A 14,117-nucleotide genomic window follows, 5' to 3' on the forward strand; every position below is an offset into this window, starting at 1 on the left:
TACAGCAGTCCCCGGGCCACCGCCCCTCAAGGACGCAACACCACATCGTTGTGGACTCCAGGTGCGACGGCCGGATCACCCTCCGACCCCGCACCGACATCGCCGCCACGGGTGCCTGATGCCCGCAGCAACTGCCCGCCAACAGCGCCGGGCACCACCGGCAGGGGTGCCGGGACTCGAGACACACACGACGGCGACCGCTCCCGGACAGCGGCGCCCGCGGGGCCAAAGGCTGTCCCCTCCCGACGCTCCATCATGGGGGAAGGATCCTTATCTGATGACTGCTTTGACGCCAGGAACGCCGACCGAGGCCGCACCGGGGGCCACGACGCCCGACACGGGCGACGACGCGGGGGCCGTCACCTCGCCCTTCACCCGGTTCGCCGCGCTGCCGGAGGCCTCGGGCCTGTACGACCCCGAGAACGAGAAGGACGCCTGCGGCCTCGCCGTCATCGCGACCCTGCGCGGCGAGCCCGGGCATGACATCGTCGACGCGGCGCTCACCGCGCTGCGCAACCTCGAGCACCGCGGCGCCGTCGGGGCGGACGAGGGCACCGGCGACGGCGCCGGACTGCTGACGCAGATCCCCGACGAGTTCTTCCGCGCCGTCGTCGACTTCCGGCTGCCGCCCGCCGGCTCCTACGTCGTCGGCACCGCCTTCCTCCCGACCGAGGCCAAGGAACAGGCGACCGCGCGTGCGGGCCTCGAATCGCTCGCCGAGGCCGAGGGGCTCGACGTGCTGGGCTGGCGGGTCGTGCCCGTCGTGGCCGACCTCGTCGGCGCGATGGCCCGGGCCTGCATGCCGCACTTCGTGCAGCTGTTCCTCGCACCCCTGGACGGCGACGCCTCGGACCTCGACGCGAAGGCCTTCCGGGTGCGGAAGCGTGCGCAGAACAAGTACGGCGTGTACTTCCCGTCGCTGTCCTCCAAGACCATCGTCTACAAGGGCATGCTGACCACCGCGCAGCTCGAGCCCTTCTACCCGGACCTCTCCGACGAGCGCTTCAAGACCTGCCTCGGGATCGTCCACTCGCGGTTCTCCACCAACACCTTCCCGTCGTGGCCGCTCGCCCAGCCGTTCCGCACCATCGCCCACAACGGCGAGATCAACACGGTGAAGGGCAACCGCAACTGGATGCGCGCGCGGCAGTCGCAGCTGTCCAACCCGCTGCTGGGGGACGCGCCGGAGGAGCTCTACCCCATCTGCACGCCGGGCGCCTCCGACTCGGCGACCTTCGACGAGGTGGCCGAACTCCTGACCCTCTCGGGCCGCCCCATCACGCACTCGATCATGATGATGATCCCCGAGGCGTGGGAGAACCACGCCACCATGGATCCCGCACGCCGCGCCTTCTACCAGTACCACTCCATGCTCATGGAGCCGTGGGACGGCCCCGCCGCCGTGTCCTTCACGGACGGCCGCCTCGTCGGTGCCGTCCTCGACCGCAACGGCCTGCGCCCCGCCCGCTACTGGGTCACCGAGGACGGCCTCGTCATCCTCGCCTCCGAGGTGGGCGTGCTCGACGTCGAACCGTCCCGCGTGGTCCGCAAGGGCCGCGTCTCGCCGGGCAAGATGTTCCTCGTCGACACCGAGGCCGGCCGACTCATCGAGGACCAGGAGATCAAGGCGGAGATCGCCGCCGCGAACCCGTGGGGCGAGTGGGTCAAGGAGAACCTGATCCAGCTCGAGGACCTCCCCGAGCGCGAGCACGTCATCCACACCAAGGCGTCCATCAGCCGGCGCCAGCGCACCTTCGGCTACACGCAGGAGGAACTGCGGATCCTGCTCGGCCCCATGGCGAAGACCGGCGCGGAGCCGCTCGGCGCCATGGGCTCGGACACGCCGATCGCGGTGCTGTCCAAGCGCCCGCGCCTGCTCTTCGACTACTTCGTGCAGTCCTTCGCGCAGGTCACGAACCCCCCGCTGGACTCCATCCGCGAGGAACTCGTCACCTCCATGGGCGTCACGATCGGCCCCGACGGCAACCTGCTGTCCACCGGCCGCGTCCGCTCCCGGCAGATCGCCCTGAAGTTCCCGGTCATCACCAATGACGAGCTGGCGAAGATCGCCAACCTCGAGACCGACGACGGCGACCGCCTGACCGTCCGCGTCCGCGGACTGTACCGGCACGACGGCGGCGAGGCCGCCCTGCGCGCCCGGCTCGCCGAGATCTGCGAGCAGGTCTCCAGCGCGCTCAACCGCGGGGTCGAGTACGTGGTCCTCTCCGACCGCGACTCGAACGCGCAGTGGGCCCCCATCCCGTCCCTGCTCCTGACCAGCGCCGTCCACCACCACCTCCTCCGGAGCGCCACCCGCACCAAGACGTCCCTCGTGGTCGAGGCGGGCGACGTCCGCGAGGTCCACCACGTCGCGGTGCTGATCGGGTACGGCGCCTCCGCAGTGAACCCGTACCTGGCGATGGAGAGCTGCGAGGAACTCGTCCGCAACGGCGACATCACCGGCGTCAGCGCGGAGGCCGCCGTCGCGCACCTCATCAAGGGCCTCGGCAAGGGCGTCCTTAAGATCATGTCCAAGATGGGCATCTCCACCGTCAGCTCCTACTGCGGGGCCCAGACCTTCGAGGCGCTCGGACTCTCGCAGGAGCTCGTGGACGAGTACTTCCACGGCACCCAGACCCAGCTCGGCGGCATCGGCCTCGACGTGGTCGCGGCCGAGACCGCGGCCCGGCACGACAGCGCGTACCCCGAGGACGGCATCGAGGACCCGCACCGCGGCCTCGACAACGGCGGCGAGTACCAGTGGCGCCGCGAGGGCCCGCCGCACCTGTTCAACCCGGAGACCGTCTTCCGGCTCCAGCACGCCACGCGGGAGCGCCGCTACGACATCTTCAAGGCCTACACCCGCGGCGTCGACGACCAGTCGAAGGACCTCATGACGCTGCGCGGGCTGCTCCGGTTCCGCGGGGACGCCCGCGAGCCGATCAGCATCGACGAGGTGGAGCCCGTCTCGTCCATCGTCAAGCGGTTCTCGACCGGCGCCATGAGCTACGGCTCCATCTCGCAGGAGGCGCACGAGACGCTCGCCATCGCGATGAACCGCCTCGGCGCCAAGTCCAACACGGGCGAGGGCGGCGAGGACGTCGAACGCCTGCTGGACCCGGAGCGCCGCTCCGCCATCAAGCAGGTGGCCTCCGGCCGGTTCGGCGTCACGAGCCTCTACCTGACCAACGCGGACGACATCCAGATCAAGATGGCGCAGGGGGCCAAGCCCGGCGAGGGCGGGCAGCTCATGAGCCAGAAGGTCTACCCGTGGATCGCCCGCACGCGGCACTCCACGCCCGGCGTGGCCCTGATCTCCCCGCCGCCGCACCACGACATCTACTCGATCGAGGACCTCGCCCAGCTCATCTACGACCTCAAGCGGTCCAACCCGAGCGCCCGCATCCACGTGAAGCTCGTCTCCGAGGTCGGCATCGGTACGGTCGCGGCGGGCGTCACGAAGGCGAAGGCCGACGTCGTCCTGGTCTCCGGGCACGACGGCGGCACCGGCGCCAGCCCGCTCAACTCGCTCAAGCACGCCGGCATCCCCTGGGAGCTCGGCCTGGCCGAGACGCAGCAGACGCTGATGCTCAACGGACTCCGCGACCGCGTGGTGGTCCAGGTGGACGGGCAGCTCAAGACGGGGCGCGACGTCGTCATCGCGGCCCTGCTGGGCGGCGAGGAGTTCGGGTTCGCCACGGCGCCGCTCGTGGTCTCCGGCTGCATCATGATGCGCGTGTGCCACCTGGACACCTGCCCCGTCGGCGTCGCGACGCAGAACCCCGAGCTCCGCAGCCGCTTCACCGGCAAGCCGGAGTTCGTGGTGAACTTCTTCGAGTTCATCGCCGAGGAGGTCCGCGAGCTCCTCGCCGAGCTCGGCTTCCGGACCCTCGAGGAGGCCATCGGCCACAGTGAACTGCTCGACGCCCGGGAGGCGATCGAGCACTGGAAGGCCGACGGACTGGACCTCGACCCGATCCTGCGCGGCAACGAGTTCGGTCCGGGGGAGCCGCTCCGGAACATGTTCAAGCAGAACCACGACCTGGACCAGCACTTCGACAACAAGCTCATCGAGATGAGCGCCGACGCGTTGCAGCACCGGGCCCCCGTGCGGATCTCCGTCGACGTCGTCAACACGGACCGTTCGGTGGGCACCATGCTGGGCCACGAGGTCACCCGCACCTTCGGCCTGGACACCCTCCCCACCAACACCATCGACGTCACGCTCACGGGGCAGGCCGGGCAGTCGCTCGGCGCCTTCCTGCCCGCCGGCATCACGCTGCGGCTCCTCGGCGACTCCAACGACTACGTGGGCAAGGGGCTGTCCGGCGGGCGCATCATCGTGCGGCCGGACCGCGCCAACGTGTTCCGCGCCGACCACAACGTCATCGCCGGCAACGTGATCGGCTACGGTGCCACCAGCGGCGAGATGTTCCTGCGCGGGCAGGTGGGGGAGCGCTTCCTCGTCCGGAACTCCGGGGCCACCGCCGTCGCCGAGGGTATCGGCGACCACGGCTGCGAATACATGACCGGCGGCCAGGCGCTGATCCTCGGCCGGACCGGGCGGAACTTCGGTGCCGGCATGTCCGGAGGAACGGCCTTCGTGCTGGACCTCGAACGGGCCAGGGTCAACCGGCAGAGCCTTGAGAACGGTGAGCTGCTGCTCGTCGACCTCGATGCCGAGGACGTCGAGATCGTCCGGCAGCTGCTGATCCGGCACGTCGAGGAGACCGAGTCCAACCTCGCCGAGAGCCTCCTCGACTCCTTCGAGGACACCATCGCACGATTCACCAAGGTCCTGCCGCGCGACTACGCCGCGGTACTGGACGCCCGTGCCACCGCCGTCGAACAGGGCCTGGACCCCGACGGCGAAGAGGCATGGACCAAGATCCTGGAGGTAACCGGTGGCTGACCCACGCGGATTTCTGAAGGTGCGCGAGCGCCAGACCCAGCCACGCCGGCCGGTCCCCGTCCGCATCATGGACTGGAAGGAAGTGTACGAGGCGCAGGAGAAGGGCGTCCTGAAGGCGCAGGCGGGCCGCTGCATGGACTGCGGCATCCCGTTCTGCCACCAGGGCTGCCCGCTCGGCAACCTCATTCCCGAGTGGAACGACCTCACGTTCCGGGAGAAGGGCCGCGAGGCGATCGAGCGCCTGCACGCGACGAACAACTTCCCCGAGTTCACGGGCAGGCTCTGCCCCGCGCCCTGCGAGTCGTCGTGCGTGCTCGGCATCAACCAGGACCCGGTCACGATCAAGCAGGTCGAGGTCTCCATCGCCGACCAGGCGTTCGAGGAGGGCTGGGTGGAACCGCACCCCCCGGAGCGCCTGACCGGGCGCACGATCGCCGTCGTCGGGTCCGGGCCCGCCGGCCTCGCCGCCGCGCAGCAGCTCACCCGCGCCGGGCACACCGTGGCCGTGTACGAGCGTGACGACCGCATCGGCGGCCTGCTGCGCTACGGTATCCCCGACTTCAAGATGGAGAAGATCCACCTGGAGCGGCGCCTGGACCAGATGAAGGCCGAAGGCACCCGCTTCCGCACCGGTGTCGCCGTCGGCAAGGACATCAGCTGGGGCCAGCTCAAGCGGCGCTACGACGCCGTCATCGTCGCCACGGGCGCCACCGTGCCGCGCGACCTGCCCGTCCCCGGCCGGGACCTCGCCGGTGTGCACTTCGCCATGGACTACCTCGTGCAGGCCAATCGCGTGGTCGCCGGCGAGCACGTCGAGGAGCAGATCCACGCCGAGGGCAAGCATGTGGTCATCCTCGGCGGCGGTGACACCGGGGCGGACTGCCTCGGCACCGCGCACCGCCAGAAGGCCGCCTCCGTCACGACGCTCGCCATCGGCCAGCAGCCGTCCACCGAGCGGCGTCCCGACCAGCCGTGGCCCACGTTCCCCACGCTCTTCGACATCGCCAGCGCCCACGAGGAGGGCGGTGAGCGCCGTTTCCTGGCCTCCACCGTCGAGTTCGTCGGTGAGAACGGCGTGCTGCGCGGCATCAAGGTCGCCGAGACCGAGTTCGTCGACGGCCGCCGTGTCCCGAAGGCAGGCTCGGAGCGTGAGATCCCCGCGGACCTCGTGTTCCTCTCCCTCGGTTTCACGGGCGCCGAGCCGGCTGGGATCACCGAGCAGGTCGAGGCGGAGTTCGACGACCGCGGGAACCTGGCGCGCGACGGCTACTACATGACCAACACCCCCGGCGTCTTCTCGGCGGGTGACGCCGGCCGCGGCCAGTCCCTGATCGTCTGGGCCATCGCCGAGGGTCGCGCCTGCGCCGCCGCGGTGGACCAGTGGCTCATGGGATCCACGCGGCTGCCCGCGCCCGTCGCGCCGAGCGACCGTTCCATCGCCGTCCTCTGACCGGCTCCAGCACTCATCCCCCGACCAACACGACTAGGCTAGGTTTCATGAGACGCGCAAAAATCGTTGCAACATTCGGCCCCGCAATCGCCAGCTACGAGAACACCCTCGCTGTGCTCGAGGCGGGCGTCGACGTGGCCCGGATGAACATGAGCCACGGCGACTACGCCGTGCACCTCAGCACCTACGAGAACGTCCGCCGTGCCTCGGCGGAACTCGGCAAGCCCGTCGGCATCTTCGCCGACCTGCAGGGACCGAAGATCCGCCTCGGCCGGTTCGTCGACGGCCCCCACGCGCTGGCCCCCGGCGACGTCTTCACCATCACCGTCGAGGACATCGAAGGTACCCAGGAGATCTGCTCCACGACGTTCAAGGGCCTGCCCCACGACGTCAACGTCGGGGACCTGCTGCTCATCGACGACGGCAAGGTCACCCTCCGCGCCACCGCGGTGGACGACGTGAAGGTCACCACCGAGGTCGTCGTGGGCGGCATGGTCTCGAACAACAAGGGCATCAACCTGCCCGGCGTGGCCGTCAACGTGCCCGCCCTCAGCGAGAAGGACGAGGACGACCTCCGCTGGGCCATCCAGACCGGCGTCGACATGGTCGCCCTGTCCTTCGTCCGCGACGCCGGCGACGTCAAGCGTGTCCACGAGATCATGGACGAGGAGGGCCGCCGCGTCCCCGTCATCGCGAAGATCGAGAAGCCCCAGGCCGTCGACGCCCTCGAGGAGATCATCGACGCCTTCGACGCCATCATGGTGGCCCGCGGAGACCTCGGTGTGGAACTGCCCCTGCAGGACGTCCCGATCGTGCAGAAGCGCGCCGTGGAGCTCGCCCGCCGCTGGGCCAAGCCCGTCATCGTGGCCACGCAGGTCCTCGAATCCATGATCGACAACCCGCGCCCCACCCGCGCCGAGGCCTCCGACTGCGCCAACGCCGTGCTCGACGGCGCGGACGCCGTGATGCTCTCGGGCGAGACCAGCGTGGGCAAGTACCCGATCGAGACGGTCCGCACCATGGCCGACATCATCGAGTCCACGGAGCGCCACGGCCTCGAGCGGGTCCCGCCGCTCGGCAGCAAGCCGAAGACCCGCGGCGGTGCCATCACCCGCGCCGCCGTCGAGATCTCCGACCAGCTCGACGCCAAGTACATCTGCACGTTCACCCAGTCCGGGGACTCGGCCCGCCGCCTCTCCCGCCTGCGCCCCAGGAAGCCGGTGTTCGCCTTCACCCCGGTGCAGTCGACGCTGAACGCCATGTCCCTGATCTGGGGCGTCCAGCCCCGGCTCGTCGAGTTCGTGGAGCACACGGACCAGATGACGGCCCAGGTGGACCGTGTCCTCTTCGAGCAGGGCCTCGTCGAGGTGGACGATCTCGTGGTGATCGCCGCCGGGTCCCCTCCCGGACAGGCCGGCTCCACCAACTCGATCAAGGTGCACCGCGTCGGTGACATCACGGACGCCGGGCAGCTCCCCGAGGACCACACGTCCTACATCAAGGAAGGCGTGGGCCCCTGGCCCGTCAAGAAGAAGTAGCCCGACCCGCAGGACAGACGACAGGACCCCCTCCCGAATCGGGAGGGGGTCCTGTCGTCCGTGAGCCCGGATGGGCGCGGTCAGTTGACCTGGTTGATGATCGTCTCGGCGACCTCGCGCATGCTCAGGCGGCGGTCCATGGACGTCTTCTGGATCCAGCGGAAGGCCTCGGGTTCGGTGAGGCCCATCTTCGTGGTCAGGAGGCTCTTGGCACGCTCGACGAGTTTGCGGGTGGCGAACTGCTCCTGCAGGTCGGTCACCTCCGCCTCGAGCGCCTTGATCTCCTCGTGGCGTGACATGGCGATCTCGATGGCCGGGATGAGGTCCGCCGGGGTGAAGGGCTTGACCACGTAGGCCATGGCGCCCGCGTCCCGTGCCCGTTCGATGAGCTCCTTCTGGCTGAACGCGGTGAGCAGGACCACGGGCGCGATGCGCGCCTTGACGATCTGCTCCGCGGCCGTGATGCCGTCCATGACGGGCATCTTCACGTCCATGAGCACGAGGTCCGGCTTGTGCTCCTGGGCGAGCGCGACGGCCTTCTCGCCGTTGTCGGCCTCGGCCACGACCTCGTAGCCCTCCCCGCGCAGGATCTCGATGATGTCGAGCCGGATGAGCGTCTCGTCCTCGGCCACGATGACCCGGCGTGCGGGCCCGGCGGGCGTGGATTCGGTGGGTTCAGACACTGTTGCTCCTTGATGATGACGGCGTGCGGGGGGCACGGGGAGGGTGTGCGCCCGTTCCTGGAACCAGCCTATCGGCATGTAGAGTGGATTCGCGCACCGGCCGTCCAGGAAGTCATCCCTCCCGGAGGCCGCGGCAGGTACGGCCCGAATGGCGGAATTGGCAGACGCGCTGCACTCAAAATGCAGTATCGAGAGGTGTGTGGGTTCGAGTCCCACTTCGGGCACCGTGTTCGGGGCGGATGGGCACTTCTCTCATCGCAGGCCGGGGTCTAGTATGGACGCGCACCGCGAGACGGTGTCGGGATGGCCCTGCTGGGAAGCACCGTCGAAAGTGAAGATCGCACCTGGATGCGGCGGGGACGAGACAGGTCGGGCGAGAATGCCCGCGGGTACCCCCGAATTGGTTCTGGTCTGCGCACATCTGCTCTGGGCATAAACGGGCGGCCTCGCCGGACGACCGCCTGAGGCGTGCCGAACGCGGCACACACCCAGCCCCATTACCGGGCCCGGCATGCGTGGAAGAAATTCATCATGAAAAAGTCTCTCAGTTGGCGTCTGTTCATTCTTGTGGCAGGAGCCCTGCTCGGCCTCATTGCGAGTATGGGCCTCGCCGCACCAGCCGTTGCGTCACCGGTCCAGGTCGCAACCGCCGGAAACTACCACGACGGTGGTGGGGATCTGACCCTCAAGGCGGACCGCGACGGCAAACACATCAGTTTGAAAGTGATCGGCGAGAATTTCGACGCCAAGAAGGTCGAGGTGAAAGTCGTCCAGTTCAAGCACAACGGCAACTATCGCGTCGTCGACCATCGCACGGTGTGGACGGATCGCGGCGACGACTTCAAGTACCAGGTCAAGTACGTCGAGTGCGGGAAGTCCTACCAGGCCTTCAGCTACAGCAAGAAGGATGGCTGGAACAGTAGCGGGACGATCTGGATCAAGTGCGACAGGGGTGGGCACTACGGCTACTAGTAGTGCGCACTCCACCTGATGGACCCGCGACGACGGGCCCGGAAGGAGGGGGCCACCTGCCCTGATGGGCATGCTCGACCCGGCAGGGAACGGCCGTACACGGTGCAGGCCGCTCCCTGCCGGGTCACGCCGCGTGAGCGGCGGGGCCGCAAATCCCTGTACCCGTTGCGGCCACGGGAGCCGGGGGTACATTGAGGCCATGGCCAGCGAAGCGATGATCCTNGACGTCGACGGACCCCACGGCGTGCGGTCCGTCCGGGTGTCCAGCCCCTCCCGTGTCCTCTGGCCCCAGGCCGGGCTCACCAAGCTCGACCTCGCTCGGTACCTCGTGGACGTGGCGCCCGCGTTCCTCCGCGCGAACGGCGACCGGCCGGTGTCCCTGCAGCAGACTCTCGTGGAAGTACTGATCCCGCTGGTAGCAGCCGCCCGGGCGACGAGTTGCTCTCCGTCGGCCCTCAGGGCGGCCGCGTACGAGACAAGCTCTTCTGGTGCCACCGCTGGGTACTCGCGGTACGGCGAGCGCAAGCAGACGGCCCGGGAACGACACCGCGTATCCACGACCTGCGGCATACCCGCGCCTCCTGGCTCATTCAGGACGGCCAGTCCCTGTTCAGCGTTAGCACGCGGCTCGGGCACTGCTCCACCGATACGACCGAATGCATCTACAGGCATCTCATGCCCGACGGTCTCCAAGGGGCCGCTCACGCCAGCCAGCGCGCACTACAGGACCTGCCGCTCGTGACGGCCGCAGGGAGCAAATGAGAGGGCTTCTCCATCTAGCCCACGGGCAACGAATTAACTACCGCTGCGAGCAGTGTGGGACCACCCGCATCCGCATCGAAAGCGTAGTGAAGGTTGCTGGGTCCAAAGGTATGCCGCTGCAGCGGGTGCATTACCTGCCGGTGGGGCCCGACATCAAGGGGCGCCTCAAGGTGGTAGATGCGCGAGAGGCGCACGGCATCAGCGTTGACATCGGCCGGAACCAACCGTAGTAGCGATCACCCGCAATGAGGCCTTCCGAGAACCAGTCGCACGGTGCCGGTTATGTCTTCAATAGTATCCCTTCCACTCGCGGGAGATGCGTGAAATAATCGCCCCGTCTCCGCATTCGACATCTGTATTTTGCTCGCCTCCCTGCAGCAAACCTCAAATAGTCCTCGGCCGGGAAGGCCGTTATGTGTAACCACATTGATGTGGACCCGCCATGGTGTGGGTGATGGATCTTAGCGGTGATCAATCATGGGCTAGAGAAGCGGTCGATGCCTTGCATGCCGGTGGTCTGGGGCTGCAGGTCGTGGATGCCCCCGTTTCGGAATCCGCTGTGGGGGTTATTCTGTCCCAGGCCTTCTCCCCAGAATTAGGGGATGCATTAGGTGCCGTGGATCCCAGCAATCATGCGGTGGTAGTTATCGGCCCTCCGGACGGCACGCTGGACCCTTGGCCGGTGTTGGCGTCTGGAGCCTCTGACTGCATACCTTGGCGCGGCCAGACGTCAGCAATATCCGCTTGGACGCAACGCTCTCGGGAAGTCCGCAGAATCCTCGAGTCCCCAACCGTGCGAAGCCAATTCGTGGGCACGAGCAAGGCCCTCACGACAGCACTCCGCGATCTCATAATCGCCGCCCACTACGGCAGGGCGCCGGTCCTGATTCTCGGCGAAACCGGAACCGGTAAGGAGCTTGCGGCCAAGGTCGCTCACGCGGTGAGCCGCCAGCGCGGCGGCCTAGTGGTAGTGGACTGCACCACCATCGTCCCCACACTGCTCGGTAGTGAGCTGTTCGGCCACGAACGTGGCGCGTTCACCGGGGCGGTCAGTGTCCGAACGGGTGCGTGTTCGGCGGCCGACCAAGGATCGCTGTTCCTCGACGAGATCGGAGAGTTGCCCCTCGACCTCCAACCCGAACTTCTACGCGTCATCCAGGAAGGTGCATATAAGCGAGTGGGCGGTGACCGCTGGCTTCACAGCAGTTTTCGGCTGATTTGTGCGACCAACAGGGACCTTGCGGGTGATGTTGCTGGGGGTGGGTTCCGAGCGGATCTTTATCACCGGATTGCAGCGACAACCGTCACCATGCCGCCCTTGAGGGACAGGTTGGAAGACGTGCTGGGCCTTTTCGCTGGGTTTTGCAGGGAGGCCAGCGGGGCAAGCGAGGCGCCCGACGTGGATCCCTCAGTCCAGGAAGCCTTGCTTCACCGCGACTATCCCGGCAACCTCCGCGATCTGCGGCAACTCGCGTCCCGGGTGGTTGCCCGTCACGTAGGCCCTGGCGCCATTTCACCGGGTGACTTGCCAGTGCAGGACCGGCCTGTAGCGAGCCCTGGGGGGCCTGCCGCGAGTCCGTCGGAGGAGCCCGTACTTGGTGATACCTTCCTCACGGCCGCTCACTGCGCTGTCGACCAAGGCTGGACCCTGAACAATATTGAGGAGGAGGCCAAAGAGGCGGCATTGCAGGTGGCTCTTGCACGGTGTGAAGGGGACAAGAATGCAGCGGCCAGAATGCTGGGCGTCAACGTACGTACTGTTCAGCAGCGGGTGAAGAAGAAGAACGATGCAGGCATTCCGGCTCAAGTGTCGGAGGAGAGTTCATCGGCGACTTCGCGCCAATAGCGGTCTCCCGTCTCGTGGCCCAACTCGTAATACAGGCCGGCTAATTCGCGCCATAGGATGTCGGCTCCTTTCCGGTTGACGGTTTGGGCGTGGGTGCCTGGGCGCTTGTACACCTCGGCAAACTGGTTGCGCACGCTGTCTTCGACGGCTAATCCGAACATATCGGGCTTCGTCATGTCGGGGAACGGCATGAACTTGGGTAGTTTCACTCGCGGCAGTTCCCGCTTAGAAAGAATGAGTCGATCCAGGCTCGGGAGCTGGCCAGATTTCAGGAGCTCCTCCCTTCTAATTTTGTGGGCGAAAACTCTCAAGTGTGTGGGGTTCTTCGCGTTCTCTGGAAATGCAAGATAGGTAAGCAGCCATATGGACTCGCGTTTCGGTTCTTGCCCTGCGTTCTGGTGGCGCCTTATTTCGCTTTGGTTTAGGTAGTCCCGCAATTGTGCGAGCCCCTTTCTTATGGCGGGAGGATTATGCGGTTTTATTTCCGCGAGGCCCGCTTGTGTGATCCCGGTGGTCTCCCTCAAAGACCTGAAAAAGCTCGTGAGTTCGGACTCGTGGTATTCACCAACGGCGGGCCGGGTGGCCGGGTAGAGCGCGAAGTGGGTGGGCATGGCTTCTCCTGAAGGGTTGTCGGGCTTCTCTAGTCAGGCGTAGTACGTTGCCACGAAGGACGAGTTCCCGGTCTTCAGGGCACAGAAGCAGCGCGTGGATTTTGGCAAGTTCAGGGGCGGGATGGAGGTAAGGGCCATCGCTGCCGAACAGGACCTTGTGTGCCCCTGCTCGGGCAACTGCTTCGACGAGAAGGTCGAAGTACCGCACCCCGGCAGTATCGGTGAAGACGTTGGATGAGTGCTCGAGAAGGGAGATCAAGCGCACTTGGGCTCGCCAATCATCGGAAAAAGAGGACAAGTGAGGAACAATCCAGGACACCTCCGGATGACGTCGCGCCAAGTAGGCCACGATGTCTATGTCACCGCCGGGGTCGAACAGAACGGGCATGTGATGGTGAAAGGCGGCATGAGCGACTTCGTCAGTGGCCACGCCGTCGGACCAGTGCACTTTTATTCCGCAGGCACCCCTTGAATGAGCTACCCTCACGATTTCGTGGATACCGTCACGATCGCGGGCTGCATTGACAAAGACATACCAGAGCCATTTAGTGGGTGCACCCTCGACGAGGTTTGCCACGACACTATTCGCTGCGGCGTAGGTTCCCACAGGGGCTGCCAAGAGTACGGCCCGGTGTACGCCCACGGTTGCCGCGCGAGTCACCCAGAGGTCGAAGGATTTCCGGTAGTCCGGTGGGCCGAGAGGAACACCTGCTGTGCCCACGTGTACATGGGAGTCAATAATCTCGAGATGTTTCACGCTGCCACGTGGCCTCGGGTAACAGCCGCGAGAGCACGGACCAGCCTGTCAAGGTCGGCCTGCCGGTGGTCCGCACGAACCACCACGGAAAGCACGGCTTCACGGTGGCAGCGCGGGAGCTGGACGAGGGCTTGGATGCCGTACCGCGTGAGCCCTTTCCACCAGCATGAGGCGAGCAGAAGCGAAGGAACCCGTGTGCCGACAATAGGAAATGTGAGTCCCTGCGGTGGCACTCCGAGGTCACGGAAGGCGCCGCGCAACCATCGCGTGAGGTGGTAAAGGCGGTCCCGCATTCCGCTGATCACATCGTTGTCGGCCAAAGCGTCCAGGCCCGCCCCTACATCCGCGGCCGATGGTGGGCTGCTGTGCAGGCGGTTGCTGCCTCCGCGTGCAACCGCACTGATAGCCGCCTCTTCGCCGGTGATGATGGTGACGGGCGTCCCGTATGCCTTAGCGAGCGAGGCGAGCCAAATGAACCCGTCGTGATTACAGCCGGACCAACGAATTGTGCTTGTCCCGTCTCCAAAACTGCACCTGTCGGCTCGATAGCCCAGTAAGCCGAACGCCAAGGAGTCATCGACGATGA

Annotated in this window: 9 protein-coding genes, 1 tRNA gene and 1 pseudogene; 8 read left to right on the top strand and 3 right to left on the bottom strand. The window is 66.7% G+C overall.

The window, feature by feature from the left end; genetic code table 11:
- Positions 1-277: 277 nt before the first annotated feature.
- Genes gltB through pyk form a run of 3 tightly spaced genes read left to right on the top strand, consistent with a single transcriptional unit; the run spans position 278 to position 7,900 of the window.
- Entirely contained in the window at positions 278-4,912 is a 4,635-nt protein-coding gene (gltB, locus tag RY94_RS11075) for a glutamate synthase large subunit (RefSeq protein WP_043445117.1), read from the top strand.
- Positions 4,905-6,362, top strand: coding sequence for a glutamate synthase subunit beta (locus RY94_RS11080; RefSeq protein ID WP_043445118.1), 1,458 nt, complete (start codon positions 4,905-4,907; stop codon positions 6,360-6,362). Before gltB ends, RY94_RS11080 begins: the two co-directional genes overlap by 8 nt.
- Positions 6,363-6,409: 47 nt before the next feature.
- Entirely contained in the window at positions 6,410-7,900 is a 1,491-nt protein-coding gene (gene pyk, locus RY94_RS11085; RefSeq protein ID WP_043445120.1) for a pyruvate kinase, read from the top strand.
- Positions 7,901-7,980: 80 nt separating this feature from the next.
- Here the strand turns inward: pyk and RY94_RS11090 are convergent, their stop codons facing one another.
- A complete protein-coding gene (locus tag RY94_RS11090) occupies positions 7,981-8,583 on the bottom strand; it encodes an ANTAR domain-containing response regulator (RefSeq protein ID WP_043445123.1) in 603 nt (200 codons plus the stop codon).
- A 142-nt stretch (positions 8,584-8,725) separates the two neighbouring features.
- Here RY94_RS11090 and RY94_RS11095 point away from each other — a divergent pair.
- From RY94_RS11095 to RY94_RS17385, 5 genes and pseudogenes are all read left to right on the top strand, one after another.
- Positions 8,726-8,807: transfer RNA gene (locus tag RY94_RS11095), tRNA-Leu, on the top strand.
- A gap of 307 nt (positions 8,808-9,114) precedes the next feature.
- Complete coding sequence (locus RY94_RS11100) at positions 9,115-9,555, top strand: hypothetical protein (RefSeq protein ID WP_156135141.1); 441 nt, start codon at positions 9,115-9,117, stop codon at positions 9,553-9,555.
- A 199-nt stretch (positions 9,556-9,754) separates the two neighbouring features.
- A pseudogene (locus RY94_RS18425) lies at positions 9,755-9,943 on the top strand (ATP-dependent DNA ligase); the annotation flags it as partial.
- A gap of 50 nt (positions 9,944-9,993) precedes the next feature.
- Positions 9,994-10,317, top strand: a complete 324-nt coding sequence (locus tag RY94_RS18735; RefSeq protein ID WP_197060656.1) for a tyrosine-type recombinase/integrase — start codon at positions 9,994-9,996, stop codon at positions 10,315-10,317.
- An 808-nt stretch (positions 10,318-11,125) separates the two neighbouring features.
- Positions 11,126-12,163: a sigma 54-interacting transcriptional regulator gene (locus tag RY94_RS17385; RefSeq protein WP_197060657.1), complete on the top strand. Its 1,038-nt coding sequence runs from the start codon at positions 11,126-11,128 to the stop codon at positions 12,161-12,163.
- On the opposite strand, the gene RY94_RS17890 is transcribed toward RY94_RS17385, so the two are convergent.
- Both RY94_RS17890 and RY94_RS17390 read right to left on the bottom strand, forming a co-directional pair.
- Positions 12,121-12,774, bottom strand: coding sequence for a hypothetical protein (locus RY94_RS17890; protein ID WP_156135142.1), 654 nt, complete (start codon positions 12,772-12,774; stop codon positions 12,121-12,123). The genes RY94_RS17385 and RY94_RS17890 overlap by 43 nt on opposite strands.
- Positions 12,725-13,531, bottom strand: coding sequence for an amidohydrolase family protein (locus RY94_RS17390; RefSeq protein ID WP_082046283.1), 807 nt, complete (start codon positions 13,529-13,531; stop codon positions 12,725-12,727). The genes RY94_RS17890 and RY94_RS17390 overlap by 50 nt, the downstream gene beginning before the upstream one ends.
- Positions 13,532-14,117: the final 586 nt, after the last annotated feature.

The organism is Arthrobacter sp. L77, assembly GCF_000816565.1.
Lineage (GTDB): Bacteria > Actinomycetota > Actinomycetes > Actinomycetales > Micrococcaceae > Arthrobacter_D > Arthrobacter_D antioxidans.